19 protein-coding genes are annotated in these 16,510 nt (G+C 72.2%); 8 read left to right on the top strand and 11 right to left on the bottom strand.

The genetic code is table 11. The features are described from left to right. Positions 1-20 precede the first annotated feature (20 nt). The gene (locus ACIPSC_RS38310; protein WP_400834780.1) at positions 21-1,520 is read left to right on the top strand and encodes an FAD-dependent monooxygenase; all 1,500 of its coding nucleotides are present in this window, start codon (positions 21-23) and stop codon (positions 1,518-1,520) included. A 136-nt stretch (positions 1,521-1,656) separates the two neighbouring features. On the opposite strand, the gene ACIPSC_RS38305 is transcribed toward ACIPSC_RS38310, so the two are convergent. Further along, complete coding sequence (locus tag ACIPSC_RS38305) at positions 1,657-2,028, bottom strand: fic family toxin-antitoxin system, toxin component (protein ID WP_400834777.1); 372 nt, start codon at positions 2,026-2,028, stop codon at positions 1,657-1,659. After that, a complete protein-coding gene (locus tag ACIPSC_RS38300) occupies positions 2,025-2,270 on the bottom strand; it encodes a plasmid mobilization protein (protein WP_400834774.1) in 246 nt (81 codons plus the stop codon). Before ACIPSC_RS38300 ends, ACIPSC_RS38305 begins: the two co-directional genes overlap by 4 nt. A 424-nt stretch (positions 2,271-2,694) precedes the next feature. On the opposite strand from ACIPSC_RS38300, the gene ACIPSC_RS38295 reads away from it, so the two are divergent. Further along, the gene (locus tag ACIPSC_RS38295) at positions 2,695-3,138 is read left to right on the top strand and encodes a hypothetical protein (protein ID WP_400834771.1); all 444 of its coding nucleotides are present in this window, start codon (positions 2,695-2,697) and stop codon (positions 3,136-3,138) included. 50 nt (positions 3,139-3,188) lie between these two features. Here the strand turns inward: ACIPSC_RS38295 and ACIPSC_RS38290 are convergent, their stop codons facing one another. Beyond that, positions 3,189-4,754, bottom strand: coding sequence for a DUF1254 domain-containing protein (locus ACIPSC_RS38290; protein WP_400834768.1), 1,566 nt, complete (start codon positions 4,752-4,754; stop codon positions 3,189-3,191). 246 nt (positions 4,755-5,000) lie between these two features. Between ACIPSC_RS38290 and ACIPSC_RS38285 the strand changes: the two genes are divergently transcribed. Continuing rightward, complete coding sequence (locus ACIPSC_RS38285; RefSeq protein ID WP_400834765.1) at positions 5,001-5,669, top strand: GAP family protein; 669 nt, start codon at positions 5,001-5,003, stop codon at positions 5,667-5,669. Positions 5,670-5,926: 257 nt separating this feature from the next. On the opposite strand, the gene ACIPSC_RS38280 is transcribed toward ACIPSC_RS38285, so the two are convergent. After that, the gene (locus ACIPSC_RS38280; RefSeq protein WP_400834762.1) at positions 5,927-6,655 is read right to left on the bottom strand and encodes an NUDIX hydrolase; all 729 of its coding nucleotides are present in this window, start codon (positions 6,653-6,655) and stop codon (positions 5,927-5,929) included. 100 nt (positions 6,656-6,755) lie between these two features. Beyond that, positions 6,756-7,319: a YbaK/EbsC family protein gene (locus ACIPSC_RS38275; protein WP_400834759.1), complete on the bottom strand. Its 564-nt coding sequence runs from the start codon at positions 7,317-7,319 to the stop codon at positions 6,756-6,758. Between the two features lie 321 nt (positions 7,320-7,640). Here ACIPSC_RS38275 and ACIPSC_RS38270 point away from each other — a divergent pair, with 321 nt between their 5' ends. Next, positions 7,641-9,956: a family 20 glycosylhydrolase gene (locus tag ACIPSC_RS38270; protein ID WP_400834756.1), complete on the top strand. Its 2,316-nt coding sequence runs from the start codon at positions 7,641-7,643 to the stop codon at positions 9,954-9,956. Between the two features lie 253 nt (positions 9,957-10,209). On the opposite strand, the gene ACIPSC_RS38265 is transcribed toward ACIPSC_RS38270, so the two are convergent. Beyond that, positions 10,210-10,536, bottom strand: coding sequence for a type II toxin-antitoxin system PemK/MazF family toxin (locus ACIPSC_RS38265; protein ID WP_400834753.1), 327 nt, complete (start codon positions 10,534-10,536; stop codon positions 10,210-10,212). Then, complete coding sequence (locus ACIPSC_RS38260; RefSeq protein ID WP_400834750.1) at positions 10,533-10,772, bottom strand: hypothetical protein; 240 nt, start codon at positions 10,770-10,772, stop codon at positions 10,533-10,535. Before ACIPSC_RS38260 ends, ACIPSC_RS38265 begins: the two co-directional genes overlap by 4 nt. Positions 10,773-11,001: 229 nt before the next feature. Between ACIPSC_RS38260 and ACIPSC_RS38255 the strand changes: the two genes are divergently transcribed. After that, the gene (locus tag ACIPSC_RS38255; RefSeq protein WP_400834747.1) at positions 11,002-11,442 is read left to right on the top strand and encodes a hypothetical protein; all 441 of its coding nucleotides are present in this window, start codon (positions 11,002-11,004) and stop codon (positions 11,440-11,442) included. 151 nt (positions 11,443-11,593) lie between these two features. Here the strand turns inward: ACIPSC_RS38255 and ACIPSC_RS38250 are convergent, their stop codons facing one another. Then, positions 11,594-12,031 carry a hypothetical protein gene (locus ACIPSC_RS38250; RefSeq protein WP_400834744.1) on the bottom strand — a complete coding sequence of 146 codons (438 nt, stop codon included), beginning with the start codon at positions 12,029-12,031 and terminating at the stop codon, positions 11,594-11,596. A 90-nt stretch (positions 12,032-12,121) separates the two neighbouring features. Here ACIPSC_RS38250 and ACIPSC_RS38245 point away from each other — a divergent pair, with 90 nt between their 5' ends. The 3 genes from ACIPSC_RS38245 (at position 12,122) to ACIPSC_RS38235 (ending at position 14,105) form a co-directional block, all read left to right on the top strand. Then, entirely contained in the window at positions 12,122-12,649 is a 528-nt protein-coding gene (locus ACIPSC_RS38245) for a hypothetical protein (protein ID WP_400834741.1), read from the top strand. A 274-nt stretch (positions 12,650-12,923) separates the two neighbouring features. After that, on the top strand, positions 12,924-13,448 hold the full coding sequence (locus ACIPSC_RS38240) for a hypothetical protein (RefSeq protein ID WP_400834738.1): 525 nt from the start codon (positions 12,924-12,926) through the stop codon (positions 13,446-13,448). Between the two features lie 360 nt (positions 13,449-13,808). After that, positions 13,809-14,105, top strand: a complete 297-nt coding sequence (locus ACIPSC_RS38235; RefSeq protein WP_400834735.1) for a hypothetical protein — start codon at positions 13,809-13,811, stop codon at positions 14,103-14,105. Positions 14,106-14,292: 187 nt separating this feature from the next. On the opposite strand, the gene ACIPSC_RS38230 is transcribed toward ACIPSC_RS38235, so the two are convergent. The 3 genes from ACIPSC_RS38230 to ACIPSC_RS38220 all read right to left on the bottom strand — a co-directional run. Then, positions 14,293-15,570, bottom strand: coding sequence for a M14 family zinc carboxypeptidase (locus tag ACIPSC_RS38230; RefSeq protein ID WP_400834732.1), 1,278 nt, complete (start codon positions 15,568-15,570; stop codon positions 14,293-14,295). A 3-nt stretch (positions 15,571-15,573) separates the two neighbouring features. Then, positions 15,574-15,840: a hypothetical protein gene (locus tag ACIPSC_RS38225; RefSeq protein ID WP_400834730.1), complete on the bottom strand. Its 267-nt coding sequence runs from the start codon at positions 15,838-15,840 to the stop codon at positions 15,574-15,576. Positions 15,841-16,313: 473 nt separating this feature from the next. Beyond that, a partial coding sequence (locus ACIPSC_RS38220; RefSeq protein ID WP_400834727.1) for a hypothetical protein occupies positions 16,314-16,510 on the bottom strand: 197 nt, incomplete at its 5' end.

The raw sequence follows: 16,510 nt of genomic DNA, 5'->3' as shown, positions 1-16,510 counted from the left end.
TTTCGAGACGAGGTGTGTCCATGCAGGATGTCGTCATCGCCGGAGCCGGACCGGTCGGGCTCTGGCTCGCCGCGGAGCTGCGGCTGTACGGGGTCGAGGTGACCGTGGTCGAGACCCGGCCCGAACCCGACCCGCACTCCCGGGCCCTGACGGTCCACCCGCGGAGCCTGGAACTGCTGGCCTGCCGCGGAGTGGAGGGGCCGTTCCTCGCCGAGGGGCTGCGCGTACCGAACGGGCACTTCGCCGCCCTTACCAGCCGCATGGACTTCTCCGGCCTGGACAGCCCGTTCCCGTTCACCCTCGTCCTCCCGCAGGCCCGCACCGAGGCGCTGCTGGCCGATCACGCCCGCTCCGTCGGCGTCCGCCTGCTGCGCGAGCACCGGGTGGTCGGCCTGGCCCAGGACGACGAGGGGGTGACCGTCGACGTCGAGTCGCCGAACGGCCCGCGCACGTTGCGGACGGCCTACCTGGTCGGCTGCGACGGCACGCGCAGCACCGTGCGCACGGCTGCCGGCATCGACTTCCCGGGAACGGACGCCACCGTCTGGGCCTGGACGGCAGACGTCGTGCTCGACGAGCCGCCGAGCAGCCACACCACCACCAACCGGCACGGTGCCGTCATGGTCTTCCCGCTGCCCGGCGGAGGCCACCGCGTCGTCGGCAACGACGCGGACAGCGTCCGCACCTCGTCGACACGCCCCACCTTCGAGGAGCTGCGCGCCCGGGTGGTGCGGATCACCGGCACCGACTTCGGGATGCGCGAGGCGAACTGGATCTCGGTGTTCGGCAACACCACCCGCCAGGCCGAGCAGTACCGCCGGGGCCGGGTCCTGCTCGCCGGCGACGCCGCGCACATGCACTTCCCGTCCGGCGGTCCCGGGCTCAACGTCGGCCTCCACGACGCCTCGAACCTCGGCTGGAAGCTCGCCCAGACGCTGGCCGGCACCGCCCCCGCGGGCCTGTTGGACAGCTACCACACCGAGCGCCACCCCGTCGGCGCCGCAGTGCTGCGCAGCACCCGGGCGCAGACCGGCCTGATGACGACCTACACCCCCGAGGCGCTGGCCCTGCGCGAGCTCCTCGGTGAACTCATCGCCGAGGTGGGGGAGTTCTCCGCCGCACTGGCCGTCCGGGCCGCCGGACTCGCCGCCGTGTATCCGCCCGCGGACCCGGCCACGGCCCACCCGCTGACCGGGTCCCGTGCTCCGGACCTGGCCGTCGACGGGCCGGGCACCCTCTTCCCGCTGCTCCGGACGGGCCGGTACGTCCTGCTCGAACCGGCACCGGGCTCCGGCTCACCGTCGCTCGCGCCGCTCGCCCACGACGTCCGGCCCGGCCTCGACGTCCACGGCGCGCCGCCCGTCGAGGACCGTCCCCACTGGTCGGGCGTCACCGCCGCACTGGTGCGTCCCGACGGCCATCTCGACTGGCTGAGCACCGAGACGGACCGGACGGCCCTGCTGGCGGCGGCCCGTGAGGCGGTTGCCGCGACGGTCGCCCCCGCACTGGCCGCCGCCTGATGCGGGGCCCGGCCGGGTGTCCGCGGTCGCGCCGGCCCCCTCGCGATCGGGGAGAGCCGGCCGCCGCGACACCGGCCGGGCCGGGAGCGTGTCGGCTCCGGTCCGGGCCCCGTCCTGGGCCGCCGGGCCGGGTGCGTCAGCGGTACCAGCCGCGGATGCTGACGGCGCTCTCCCGGACGTCCGCCCGCCCGTCGCGGATCCGGGCGGCCAGCTCGACGGCCTGCTTGGGCTCCGCGGTGACGATCACGCCGGAGGCGCTGAGGTAGGAGGCGGCGACCACGGCGGCGAAGTGCTCGTTGGCGGAGTCCAGCGCCGGCACCCGGATGAGCTGGTGCATCAGCGCGGCCGCGCGCTGGTGCAGTGCGCCGTACACGGGCACCTCCATGACCTCGTCGACGTGGCGGGCGACCGCGGCGGCGAGGGTGCCGTAGTCGGTGACGTCCGGGTCGGAGGGCAGGAACTGGTGGGCGACGTCGAGCAGCCAGGCCCGGTCGATCCGCAGGGTCACGCGGCGTCCGCCGTTCCGGGCCGGGCGGCTTCCTTCGGGTAGGGGCCGAACTCGGCCTCGAAGGCCGGCGCCCACGCCTGGGCGAAGTGCGCCGCGGCGGTCAGGAACCGTTCGCGCCGCTCGTCCGCCTCCTCGGCCAGCACCTTGCGGGCGTAGTCCGGCAGGCTCATCCCCGCCGCCTCGGCCCGCTGTTCGAGAGCCTGATGGATGCTGTCGTCCAGGCGCACGTTCAGTTGCTTCATGCCCGCTAGCGTAGCCAGTGGTAGCACACGCTACAAGCACAGCGGGAGCGTCCTCCTCGGCCGGGTGCGGGCCGGGGCCGGGGTCGGGCCCGGGTCGGGGCCGGGCGGAGCCTTGACAGGGGCGGGGGCCGCCGTGAAACTCATCGCACGCGAACCGGTCGAGGGGATCGGCCGGCGCCGTCGCGGGAGAGCGGCGGACCGGGCGCGGCCGAGGTACGGCGGAGGTGCGGGCGCCGCCCGTCGGCTCGGCCGTGCGTCTTCCGGGCCCGGCGCCGCCCCCCGGGACACCGAACCCCGGGGACACCGAACCCCGGGCGTCGGAGGGCCGGGAGACCGGAGCGGCTTTCGCGGTGGCTTCGGGCGGGCCGCTGCCGGGCGAGTCCGGTCACGCCCCGACCCATGGAAACAAGAGGGGTTGTGCGCGATGGCACTTCCGGCGGAGTCCGGCAACGTTCCCCGGCGGCGTTCCGCCGGGGGCCTGCGCGGCAGATGGCCCGGCGCGGTCAGCCGCCCCGGCTCCGCGGAGTTCGAGGCCTCCGCCAAGAACTGGCTGTTCGACCTCGCCCCGGCGCGCTGGCGGCACGAGGAGGTCTTCCACCGCAACCCCGTCGAGCTGGCGTGCATGCTCCGCCTCCACCTGGACGCGGAGGTCCTGGCCATGCAGGCCGGGTTGAAGGCCCTGCGCACGGCCCTGGCCGGAAGGCTGCGGCGTGCCGACTCGGTCGAGATCATCGAGGCCTACGTCCGGGAGCAGACCTGGGCCAAGGGGATGCGCGAGCAGGTCGCGCTGGTCGAGGACGCGCTCCACCACGCCCTCGGCGGCGCCGCCCGCAAGCGGGTCGCCTGGCGCATCGTCAGCGGCCCCTGACCCGCCCCCGGCGCCGCTGCGCCCGCTGCCGTGGCCCTCGCGCCGAGGGCTCAGGCGGTGGCGGGGGCCTGCAGCTCGATCTCGCCGGGGCGCCAGGACCTGTCGAAGAAGGCGGGGAGCGGGCCGTAGAAGCGCAGGACGGCGAACCAGTTGCGGCCGGGCACGGTCTGCACCCAGTTGCCCTCGGGCACCCCGTCGGGGAGCACGGGGTCGAACCAGAGGCTGACCGACCCGTCCTCGTCCGGGACGGCGGCCGGGGTCGGACAGGCCTGGGAGCCGGCCCGGGGGAAGCGCTGGTCGGTGGCGAGCATCGAACGCGTCTGGCTGTCGTAGAGGGTGATCGACCAGAGGCGCCCGGCCGGCACCCCCGGCGGCAGGATCAGCCGGTACGTCCGATCGCCCTCCAGGGGAAGCCCGGTGGAGTCCACGGTCGCGCCGAGGTCCTGGGAGCCGAACCCGGGCAGATCCACGGACATCGCCGGGGTGACGCCGGTGGCGAGGTAGAAGAACGAGGCACGGGCGTTGAGGTGCCCGGCCCCGTGGGCGGGGGAGGGCGGGAGGCCGTCGGGGGTGGCCGGCGGCTGCGCCGCGCGGAAGCCGGACCCGCCGCCGAACAGCGGCGACATCCAGTGGGAGCCGGTGCCGGGGTAGAAGTCGAGGCCCTCGGCGGCGCGCGGCCGCATCGCCACCGCCCGCACGTACGCGTTGGCGGTCGCCGCGGCGTCCTCCAGCACGTCCTGCCAGTACCCGTCGGGGGCGAACGGGCGGTCCTTGGCGATCCCGACGGCGGCGAGCGGCGCGGCGGCCCCGAGGTCCGGTGCGGAGGCCGGTTCGGCCTGCACCGCCTCGTCGAGGAGGGTGAAGAAGGAGGCGTCCACCGGTGCGACGGTGTTGATCGCCAGCCCGCTGCCCTCCACGAAGCGCGGCGTGCGCGGCTCGGCGGGCGGGGTGAGGGCGCTGCGGCCGAGCAGGGCGGAGCCGACCGACGTCCCGTAGCCGCCGGGCGTGTACGGGGTGATCTTCAGCTGCTCCCGGATCCGGCGGGCCGCGGGCGCCGGGTCGTCGTTCTCCAGGAAGCAGCGCCCGAGGAGCCACACCCGGCTCGTCCGCACCCGGTGCACGAACATCCCGCCCTCGGGCAGCGGGCCCCGGTACCCGGGCCCGGCGAAGAGGTAGCGGCCGCCCTCGCCCCGGTCCGGCCCGGTCGTGCCCAGGTCCGTCACCCAGCGGAACCACATGTCGTCGGCGACGGCCAGGCAGTCGGGCGGGACGTCCACCACCACCGGGCCGCCGCCGAGGTCGAGGAAGGTCAGGAAGTGGACGGTGTCGGCGTTGGCGGTCAGGAACAGCGACCGGCAGTCCATCAGCTCCGAGAAGACCAGCACCTCGCCGTCGGCGACCCCGGCGGCGAGCATCGCCCTGCGCATCGCCCAGAGCGAGACGGCGGGCAGGCCGGCCCGGTAGGCCTCGACGGCGTGCAGGCGGTCCAGCCGGCCGTAGACCGCCGCCGCGGTCTCGGGCGTCGGCATGCCGTCGGCGAAGACGAAGGTGCCGGCCGTCGTCTTCACGGTGTCGGGGGTGACGAGGGAGGCGGGCACGGGGTCGATCTCGGGCACGGGGGTTCCTCTCGGCGCAGCCGAATACGGTCCGACCCTAGGCCCGTGGAACACATGGCGCATTTCGCCCGGCGGTGCCGGTGACCGGTCGGTGCCGGCACCCGATCGCTGCTTCGGCCCCGGGGCGAGCGGGGCCATTCGGGGGGTGCTGAATGGCGGACGCGCCGGCCCACAAGGTGCGAGACCCTGAGGTGTTCCTAGGGTGTTGAGCTGATGCGGCAGGGATTCGGGAAAGGGGTGGGGCCGATGGGTGAGGCGATCGGCTCGATGCTGACGTCGGCCGTCGGCATCGCGATCAGCCCGTTGCCGCTGATCGCGGTGATCCTCATGCTGGCGACACCGCGCGGCCGGACGAACGGCACCGCCTTCACCGCCGGCTGGGTGCTCACCCTCGCCGCCGTGGTGGCCGCGGTCGTCGCGGGCGGCAGCGGACTGAACACCGACGAGGCGAAGCCCACCTGGGCCCACTGGCTGAAACTCGCACTGGGCGTCCTGTTCGTCGTGCTCGCCGCGCGGCAGTGGCACGACCGGCCCCGTGCCGGCCGCGTGGCCGCGCCGCCGACGTGGATGCGCGCGGTCGACCGGTTCACGCCCGCCAAGTCCGCCGGTCTCGCGGCCGCGCTGGTCGCCGCCAACCCGAAGAACCTCGTCCTGGCGGTCGGCGGCGCGGTGTCGATCGCCACCAGCGGTGCGAGCGGCGCGGGCAAGACGGTGGCCGGTGCGCTGATGGTGGTCATCGGCTCGCTCTGCACCCTGGTTCCGCTCGGCGTCTACCTGCTCGGTGGCGACCGCGCGACCAGGGTGCTGGAGGAGTGGAAGGCGTGGATGGCCACCCACAACTCCGCGATCATGACCACCGTGCTGGCACTCCTCGGCACCAAGTACATCGGCGACGCCGTCTCCGGCCTCGCCTGAGCGCGGGCAGCGCCCGGATGCGCCCGGACCGGCCCGACGAGCCCGACCGTCCCGAGGAGCCCGACCGGCCGTCTCGGCCCGAGGAGCCGCACCGGCCTCGCCGACCACCTCGGCGCCGACGCCATCACCCTCACCGGCGGCCCCCTGCTCGCACCGCTCGACCGCGCCCACACCGAGGCCCGCGCCTGGTCGCGGGACGGGGGGACGGACAGTCCTGAGGTACGAGCGAGTGGGCCGGCGCTGTGTCGGTGCGTCTCCTACCGCGACGCGTAGCGGTGCAGGGCCGCGTCCAGGTACTCCGCGTGGGGGCCGGCCAACCGGTCCAGCTCGGCGGGTGAACCGACGAACGCGATCTCGACGAGCTCCCGCTCCGGCGGCAGCGCCGCGAACCGCTCGCACAGCAGTGCCCGCGGCAGCGCGGGCGCGAGGAAGAGCACACCGATGCTCCCGTACGGGCCGCGGGTGACCGCCCAGAGCGTCAGCTCCTCGGGCGCCGCGCGGACCCCGGTCTCCTCGACCAGTTCGCGGGCCGCCTCCCGGTGCAGGTCGGCGGTGTCCAACGGCCGGCCGTCCGGGCGCGGTTCGACGGAGCCGCCGGGCGGCTGCCACCGGCCGGGCGTGGCCGTGGCCGGGGACATCCGGCCGACCAGCAGCCGCCGGTCCGGGGTGGGCTGGAGGACGCTGACGGACAGCGACGCGGTGGGGACCGTCGTGCCCGGCACGTTCCGCAGCGCGTAGTGGCGGTAGGTCGTACGGGTCCAGGAGACCACCAGCCGGCCCGGTGCGTCCTCCCCCCACGTCACCCCTGTGCACGCCACGACGGGCCCGTCGAAGAGCGCCGGGTTCCTGCGGACGGCCTGGTCCCAGGCGCGGTCCCTGGCCGCGCGCTCCTCAGCCGACAGCCGGAGCGGGGGAGCCTCGACCAGGACCAGGTCGCGCACGTCCAGGACCTCGGAACGAATCGGCGACGGCAGCGGTTCACGCATCCGTTCATGATCCCGGCACCGGTCGCCGGCCGTGCCGCACGACACTCGTGCGGCACGTGATGCCGTGGTGGTGTGGGGGCGTGGCGGCTGTGGGCTGCGATTAGACGCCGAGGCCGGGGAGGACCTCCGCGCGGGGGAGCTGCGCCACCGCCGAGCCGGGGAGGATCAGCTTGCCCCGGCGCTGCCCGCTGCCGATGAGGACGTGCGGGGCGGCCACCACCGCCTCGTCGACCAGCAGCGCCCAGCTGCTCGGCAGGCCGACGGCGGTGATGCCGCCGTACTCCATCCCGGTCTCCGCCACGGCGACGTCCATCGGCGCGAACGAGGCCTTGCGCGCGCCCAGGTGCTTGCGGACAGCCGTGTTGACGTCCAGGCGGGTGTCGGCACGCACCAGGCAGGCGGCGAGAGTGACCTCCCCGCCGCGCTTCGCGGCCACCACCACGCAGTTCGCGGAGAGCTCCAGCGGCACGTCGTAGGCCTCGGCGAAGACGGCGGTATCGGCCTTGTCGGGATCGGTGTCCACGTACAGCACGGACTCGGCCGCGTCCCGCGCATCCCAGGTCTTCAGGGCATCGGCAACGGGGGTGGCGAGGTCGGCACAGACGTCGAGCGCCGCGCGGACGGTCGTGAAATTCCCGAACGGAGGGTGCAGGTGCTCGCTCATGGCGCGGACTGTACCGCAGGCGGCCGGGGCCCGGAGACGACGACCGCGGTCGGAGGCGTCGAGTCCCCGTCGGGGCGCCGCCGTTGGGCCGTCGTCCTGCGGTTGTCCCGTCGCCGTCGGGCTGTGGTCGTAGGACGCGGAGCCGGCGGGGCGTCGCCCGGCCGACAGCAGTGGCCGGTTCCGCCGTGGTGGCGGATCCGGGGGTCTTGCGCGTCGAGCAGTTCTGCTCAATCATGCTCGATACGCTGGCGAAGCACGCAGAAATGGCCAATGGGTCAGGCCAGTCCTCGCTCTCCCACACCTCGCACGAGTGGTGATCACATGCGCGCACTCCGGCTCGTCACTGTCGTCGTCTACCTGATGGCAACTCTGCTCCTCACACCCGTGACCGCCTCGACCGGCGCCCAGGCGGTCTCCGCTTCCGGCGCCCCCAACGTCGTCCCGGCGCTGCGCCAGTGGTCCGCCGGAACCGGCACCTACACCTTCACCACCGCGAGCCGGATCGTCGTCAACCCCGCGCACACCGCCCAACTCTCCGACGAGGCGGCCACCTTCGCCGAGGACCTCGGGGCGCTGACCGGGCGCAGCGTCACCGTCGCCACGGGCTACGCGGGAGCCGGGGACATCGCGCTGACCCTCGGCGACTCCTCCGTGCCCGCCGAGGGCTACCGGATGGCCGCCGGCCAGTCCCTCACCGTCGCCGCGGCCACCGACACCGGCGCGTTCAACGGCACCCGGACGGTGCTCCAACTCCTCCACCAGTCAACGACGGTGGCGGCCGGCACGGCGGTGGACTGGCCGTCCAAGCCGGAGCGCGGCCTGATGATCGACCAGGGGCGGAAGTTCTTCACGGTCGACTGGGTGAAACAGCACATCAAGGAGCTGGCCTACCTCAAGCTCAACTACTTCCACTTCCACCTCTCCGACACCTTCGGCTTCCGGCTGGAGTCCGCGAGCCACCCGGAGATCGTCTCCGCCGACCACTACAGCAAGCAGGAGATCGCCGACCTGGTGGCGCTCGGGCAGAAGTACCACGTCACCATCGTCCCGGAGATCGACACGCCCGGGCACATGAACCCGATCCTCGCCGCCCACCCCGAACTGAAGCTCAGGAACAGCGCGGGTAGCGCCAGCGCCGACTTCATCGACCTCTCGCTGCCCGGCACGTACACCCTGGTCAAGGACCTGATCGAGGAGTACCTGCCGCTCTTCCCCGCGCCCTACTGGCACATCGGCGCCGACGAGTACGTCTCCGACTACAACCAGTACCCGCAGCTGCTCAGCTACGCCCGCGCCACCTACGGCGCCGGCGCCACCGCCAAGGACGCCTACTACGGGTACGTCAACTGGGCCGACTCCCTGATCCGTTCACGAGGCAAGACCACCCGGATGTGGAACGACGGAATCAAGCCCGGCGACGGCACGATCACGCCCAACGCCGACATCCTGGTCGAGTTCTGGTACGACTACGGGCTCACCCCGCAGCAGCTGGTGAACGCCGGGCACGTCGTCGCCAACGAGTCCTGGACCCCGACCTACTACGTGCTCGGCGGCGCGAAGCCGGACACCCGGTGGATGTACGAGTCCTGGACCCCGGACCTCTACCAGGGCGGGAACACGATCACCGACGGCAGCAGGAACCCCGGCTCGCTGATCCACGTCTGGTGCGACAACCCGACCGCCGAGACCGAGAACCAGATCGCCACCGGCCTGTTCCAACCGCTCCGGGCGCTCGCCCAGCAGACCTGGGGATCACCCAAGCCGGTCGGCACGTACGCCGACTTCACCCCGATCACCGCCGCGATCGGCCACAACCCCTCCTGGCCGGCCACCGGATGGCCGGGCAACCTGGCGCAGAACCGGCCCACCGCGGCGTCCAGCACCGAGACCGCCGACTTCCCCGGGGCCGCCGCCACCGACGGCGACCCCGGCACCCGCTGGTCCAGCGCCTTCAGCGACCCGCAGTGGCTGCAGGTCGACCTCGGCTCCACCCAGTCGATCGGGCGGGTCGTCCTGCGCTGGGAGACGGCCTACGGGAAGGCCTTCCAGATCCAGCTCTCCGACGACGGCGCCACCTGGCGCACCGTCTACTCCACCACCACCGGCACCGGCGGTGTCCAGGACCTCACCGGTCTCAACGGCTCCGGCCGCTACCTGCGCCTCCACGGCACCCAGCGCGGCACCTCCTGGGGCTACTCCCTGTACGAGCTGGAGGCGTACGCCCCCGGCGGGCCGGCCGGTACCCACATCCTCTCCACCGGCGGCAAGGCCCTCGACGACCCCGCCTCCACCACCGTTCCGGGCACCCGGCTGATCACCTGGACCACGCACGGCGGCCCCAACCAGCAGTGGCAGCTCTCCCTCAACGCGGACGGCAGCTACACCATGGCCAACGGCGCGTCCCGGCTCTGCGCCGGCCTCGCCGACGGCTCCACCGGAGCCGGCACCGCCGTCGTCCAGGCCGCCTGCAGCGGCGGCGACAGCCAGCGCTGGCTGCTCACCCCGCGCGGCGGCGGGTACACCGTCGCCAACAAGGCCGCCGGCCTCCTCCTGACCACGGCCTCCACCGCCGACGGATCCCCCGTCACCCTGCAAGCCTCGGGCGGCAGCCTGCTCCAGATCTGGCAGATCGCCTGAGTGTCGGATCATCCTCACGGGCGTGCGCTAAGGCGCCGAGGAGGGGTTCGGCGTGTGGCCCCTGGCCGCACCGCCCGGCGGACGGCCTCCACCTCGGATGCTGACCGGATCAACGTGCGGACACCCCGGCCCTGCGGGTACGGAGGTCTGCTGCTGGCGCGCGCGCCCAACAAGCTGCAGGGCGGCTCAGGGCCCTGGCTGAGGGTCAGGAACAGAGGCCGTCATCCGATCGCGCGTCGCCGACGCCGGAGGCTCAGGGCAGGGCGAGTCGCAGGGTCTCACTGACGGCGTCCATCGTCCGTTCGTCGAGTCGGTTCTCCTGGACCTCGACGTCGTAGAGGCCGGGCCGGATGGTGGTCACGAAGTCGGTCAGGACGTGGCCTGCGACGTCGGCCACCGCGCAGGGCTGGTGGTCGCCGATCGGCACGGCAGTCGGCCACTTGTCCGAGCCGGTTCCGATCTGGGCGACGACGACGGTGTCGAGAACGGCGTTGCGGGTGTCGTTGGAGATCACCACCCACATCCCGCCCATGCCGTCGCGCCCGACGACGATCACGTCGCCGCGCCGCAGCGAGGTCACAGGCTTCCCTCCATGGCGCTGACGGCGAAGTAGGTGGCACGGTCCGCGAGTGCCGTCTCCTCCGCGCGCCCGAGTGAGTGGCTCATGTGCCGGTAACCGGCCTCCAAGGTGACGGCCAGCGCCCGGTCGAGGGCGGCGGTGTGGACGAAGCGCTTGACCGGGAGGCCGGCACTGGCCGCCGCTCGACGGATCCGGGTCAGCTCGGCCTCCGTGAAGGAGACATTCAAGGCTGGCATGGCCATGACGGTACCGCCATCCGGTACCGGCTGCCAGAGGCTGTGGGGCACTCGGGCCGGGCCTGCCGGCCGTCAAGACACCGTGTCCGGTCCCCGACCCGCCGCCAGCCGGACAAACCCGCTACCGGCGCCCCCTTGACAGCCCCACCGGCCGGCGGCGGCTGCTCTCCTTGTCCTCCAGCACCACCACCAAGAGGCCATTGCACCCTGCCTGACAGGAGAAGCAGCCATGTCCATCCTCAAGACCCGCAAGGCGGTGACCGTCCTCGCGGCGGGCGCGGCACTCGTCGGCGCGACCCTCACCGCCGCTGCGCCGGCCTCGGCCGCCACGCGGCAGGTCGACTCCCGGGTCGCCTGCGCGACCGACTACTACCACTGGTGTGACGCGGTCAGCGCCACTGGCGAATACGCGCAGATGAACGTCTACTGGGGGAGCGACGGCCACGAGTACGTCGACGCGTTCCTCAACACCTCCCACCAGGGCCAGAACCTGTGGATCCTGACCTGGAACGGCAGCGGCTGGGACTGGGCCGGGGTCCCCGCCACCATCAACGAGGGCAACGGCTACTGGGGAGCGGTCGACACGGGGCGCTCCGACGCCGGTAAGACGATCAAGCTCGCCATCTACAACTGGGACACGGGCGGCTACCTCTACACCAACTCGCACTGACCCGACCGGCCCCGAGGGGCCGGAGCCCACGGTCCCGACGCCCTCGCACTCCGTGCGAGGGCGTCGCCGTTCCGCGGGCGGGGGCTCCACTGAGGGGACGCCCGGCGGGGCTTCCCGTCGGCTCTTCGTACGATCGGCCCCGAGCTCGTGGCTACGTACGGGCCGCGGCCTGAAGTTGCCGGGCGCGGGCGGCCTGGGGGAGGTCACCGAGGAGGGTGAATTCGTGGGCGAGGAGGGGGAGCAGGCCCTCGTCTCGGGGGCCGATGTCGTCGAGGAGGCGGATCAGGGCGCAGCGGGCGAGCTCGGTGCGACCCTGGCGGCGGGCAAGGTGGGCCCAGGCGAGAGCGGGTTCGTCGTGAGGGTCCTGGCCGTGGTTGGAGTCGTCGAAATCGGTGGCCCAGGTGCGGAGTTGCCCGGGGTGATCGGGGAGGCCGCCGAGCAGGGCCCGAATGTCGGGGTTCTGCTCGCGCAGGGAGGTCAACAGGCGGTGATCGGCGGGATCGCCGTACCGGCCGACCAGGACGGCGGCGAGGCGAAGTTCCTCGGTCGGGCCGAACCGTGCCTCGGCGAGCAGCAGTTGGCGCAGCACCGGCAGGTCCGTGGGCCGGCGGTCGTACTGGGCGGCGCGCAGGACGGTGGCGCGGCGGGCAGGGTCCGCGGTCGTCTCGGAGCTGGCGGCGTGGTCGAGCGGACGGGCACGGAGCAGGGCGAGGTCGGCGTGCCCGGGGGCGAGGACAGTCTCGCGAAGGGGGAGTTGCGAGCGCTCGGTGAGGAGGGCGTAGGCGTTGAGTCCTTCGGCGTTGAGCAGGAGGTGTTCGGGTTCGGTGCGCCGCAGGGCGCGGTGCAGCCGGCGGACCAGTTCGGCGGGCGGGATGCGGCGCAGGCCGAGGGCGGTGAGCAGGGCGTCGCGGTCGGCATCGAGGTCGGGACCGTAGTACTCGGCGAGCTCCTCCTCCTAATCGGCGACCTCGGCGGCCAGTTCGGTGTCGGCGGCGTCGGGATCGAGGAGGACGTGGTCGTGCCAGCAGGGGAGGCCGATCAGCGTCTCCAGCGCCTCGTCCAGGCTGTCGGCGATCAGGCCTGCCTCGCCCTCGGACCCGGCGTAGAGGATCGCGCCGTCGGGGCACCGGAAGTAGGTGCCGCCGGTGTCGTCGCCGGCGATCGCCGTGAGCGGCCCCCTGACGCCAGTCGGACGGGCTCGACGTGATCGGTCCGGTCGAGGTCCAGGTTGAACGGGTAGGCCGCGAGCTGGGCGAGCTCCGGGTTCTCGCGCAAGAGCCGGAGGGCGCGGTGATCGGTCATGTCGAAGGACGCTAGCAGGCAGCGGTGACAGCCGGCCCGGTCGGACGGATGTCCCGGCGGCGGCCGGGGAACCGCCTCATCTACCCGGTCGTGCGGGGTGCGGGTGAGCGACTCTTCATGGAGGGCCGGCTCCGTCCGGACACGACCCGCCGGCCGGTCGGCACGTCTAGGGTTGCCGGGTGGACATAGCAGCAGTGGTGATTGCAGTGACCGGTGTGGCGGGGACCCTCGGGGCCGCGCTGCTCACCCAGCGGGGTGCCGAACGGGCCAAGCGGCGCGAGCTGGAGCTCGGCCAGGCCTTTCAGGAGACCCGCGAGAACCTCGCCCTGCGGCGCGGCTGTTACACCCGGCTGTACCGCGACGCACGGCAGTTCGCGACCGCGCTCAACCGGCACCTGCACGTGCTGCGTGACCGGACGCCGGGGGAGGCCGACGTCCGGGCGCTGGACGAGGCCAAGGATGCGCACCGCAACCACTGGTCCGAGACCCTGATGGTCGCACCCGATTCCGTGATCGCCCCGGGCTCCACTGCGAACCAGGCGCTCACGCGTGTGTACGGGATGGTCAAACGCCTGGAGCAAGGCGATGCGCGTCCCGGCGAGACCGTGCAGTCCGCCGCCGAGGCGCAGGACGAGCTGTGGGCGTTGATCAAGACCATGCGCCATGCGATGCGGCAGGACCTGGGCGTGGTCGGGGAGTTCTAGGGCGCGTATATCGAGTCGCGATCATCATCCGGTCCGGGCGAGATCTTTGAGCCATTGAGGCGTGCAGGTGGGAGACCGGCGCCGTAGCTGTGCGGGGTTTGTCGTATCCGCGATCAGGCCCTCCAGCAGGGCCTCGAATACGCCGCCGTCACGCAATTTGCCGGAGGCTATTGGAGGCGGCGTCCACCCGTTCGATTGGTTCGGGCGCGCAGAGTTCGACTTGCTCCTGGTCCGCACCGCCGACTGCGAACCGCATGTCCGACTCGCGGCCCAACAGTCAGCATTTCCGGGTGCGTGTACTAGGATCCGCCTCTAGCATCACTCGGTCGACCGTTGCTCACCCAATCGACAGGAGGCCCGATGATCGGCGTGCTCGTGACTTTCGCGCAGACCGACAAGTACGATCGTTCAACTCTCGCAAAGATTGCCGGCGAACTCCGAGGGCCGTTCGAAGGCATGGCCGGCCTTCGCTTCAAGAGCTTCATGCTCGACGAAGACGGCGGTCAGGCAAAGAACTTCTATGTGTGGGATGACGAGGACAAAGCCCGTGCCTTCTTCACGGAGGAGCTCGTCGAAAAGGTGACGGGGATCTATGGCGTCCCGCCCAAAATCGAATACTTCGACATTGTGGGGTTCGTGGACAACGCTGGCATCTGATTCTCAAGGCAACTGTCGCGCAAACCCCTGCCGTTCGGGCGAACTGCCACTGCGGCCCTGCAGTCCCCTGACTTGAGTGACGGGCTGTCCGAAGACCACCTCGCCTGATCCGTGGCCGCCCGCGAGCCGAAGGCGGTGCTCGCCCCTGCTCGCGGCGGCCGGGTAGTGCGCGCGGAGCACCCGCGCGTCAGGCCGCGAAGGCGCAGAGGGCCGTCAGTGCGGCGTGGACCTCCCGTTCGATCTTGGCGTAGTGGCCGGGCGGGTTGCCGTACTCGGGGTGGAATCCGGACTCCTCCTCGTGCCCGGTCTCGATGGTGAAGGCGAAGACCGGCGCCCTGGTCGGGTCGTCGAACTGGCGGCGGAAGGCGTAGTCGTCGGTGGTGCCGGTGACCGGGCCGCCCAGTGGGTGGTACAGCGAGGCGCTCTGGCCGACGTCGTAGGTGGAGTGGATGCGCCGGGGGCTCGCGGTGCTGACGGTCGGGTCCACCCCTGCGCTGCGCAGGATGGCGTCGCGCATCTCACCGGCGATGGTGCCGAGGGTCTTGCGCACGAAGTGCGGTGGGTCGTCGGTGACGAACTCGCTGTAGTTGGGGCGGTCGGCCGGCAGGCCCGGGCTGCCCGGACGGAGGCCGTCACGCTTGGCCGTCCAGGCGGGCGAGGAGAAGCTCATGGTCGGGTCACTGCCGTTGTCCTCGATGCCCCAGCAGAGCAGGACCTTGCGGCCGAACTGGTGGACGTCGACGAAGTACGTGGCCTTGGTGTCGTCGATGAGCCACTGCACGTTGGAGGTCTCCGGTTCGGAGGCCGCGGACGGTCCCCGGTAGGTTTCGTCCCTGCTGTCCGTGGAGGCGGGGCCGTCCCGATAGAAGGACAGGTAGACCCCCATGTTGTAGTAGTCCTCGAACTTCCAGGCGATGTCGTGGTTGCGGTTGATGTCCACGCCGACCTTGGCCGGGTTGGGATGGGGCCGCCGGTTCTTGCGCCAGCCGGCGCTGACCGGGTCGGACGGCGGGTGCAGCTGGTCGAACAGCCGCCCGTCGGGGTTGATCAGCGGCGCGATGTAGAGGTCGACACCGTCCAGGATCCGGGCCACGTCGGTGGCCGGGATGGTGAACGGAGGGTAGTTGACCGCCGGTCCGGCCGGGAGCGGCCGGCAGGACATCGCGGGGAAGACGATGTCGGCGCCGGTGGTGCGGCTCACCAGGATGTTCTGCGCGAAGTGGACCAGTGCATCCGGTGGCGCGGACTCGCGTGCGTGGACACCGCCGGTCAGCACCACGGCCGGACGGCCGTTCTGCGGTGCGTTCGCGATGCGGACGAAGTGGATCTCGCGGTTCTCGACACTGCGGTTCGGGAACTCACCGAGCGTGCACAGGGCGGGGAAGGTCGCCGCGAGGTCGGCGAGTGCCGCCTCGATCTGGGCCGGCGTCTGCGGGACGGTCGGCGTGGCGTAGGGCGGGGGCATCGCTCACACCTCCCCGCGCTCGGCGTAGCCTCGGCCGATCACGGCCGACGTCCGGGCGCGCTGGTCGGCGGCGCTCTCCGAGGAGAGCAGCACCGTCACCCGAGCACCCTGCGCAACCGCTGCCTCGACGGCCTGATCGGACGCGTACGCCGCGACCTTGTACTGGTCGTAGGGACGGGTTTCCAGGCTCGAACGCACCAGGTGGAGCTCCGGCAGGCCCTGCACGGCACGCAGGACCTCCTCGGAGCCTTCGATCTGAACCAGGCTCACGGCTCTCACCACCTTGCCGGCGGCCCCGCTCGGTGGCTGCGGTGCGTGAGCGCGGGACCGTTCCAGCCCGCCGCGTCCGGCGCCGCTTCCGGACCCGGCCGATCGGAGCCCGGACACACAGCGTCACCGCTGGTCCGCACCGGTCTGTGTGACAGACGGTGACAGGGGCCGGAGCATCAGAGGCCGGGTTCCCGCTGTCGGGCGCGGGGAACCCACGCACACTTTCAGCCTGGCACACCGGGCCCCGGACGTAAACCGCCGTCGGGCGGCCACCGGGGCGCGGCAGGCTTCTACGGTCTTGGTGTTGGAGTGGGTGGGCGGTGGGCGCGGGTGATGTGGCGCGGGAGTGAAGGTCTTGTGCAGGGCATGACAATTCTGTGATCGAAGTTGGGCGACGGCCTGGGGGGTGTCGTCGGGGGCTGCGTACGTTTCTACGGGTTGCGGGCGCCGGGGAGCGTCGCGTTCTTGTGCTTCTACTGCTGTGCTGTGCTGCGCCTGCTTGCCATGGTGTCTTCGTTCGGGGGTGTCCCCCGATCCGCCCTCTCTCCTTCTCCTCTTTCCTCTTCGCCCTGGTTTGTGTGTTGTGTGGTGAGGATGCCTTCGAGGATGAGGTTGAGGGTGGTGTGGAGTTCGGTGGTGAGTTGGCCGGGGGTGGTGTGGGGTTGGCCGC

Origin of the sequence: Kitasatospora sp. NPDC090091 (assembly GCF_044747365.1) — a bacterium.
Taxonomy (GTDB): domain Bacteria; phylum Actinomycetota; class Actinomycetes; order Streptomycetales; family Streptomycetaceae; genus Kitasatospora.
Note: the sequence above shows the minus strand (reverse complement) of the source record. Positions and strands in the feature narration are given on the sequence as shown.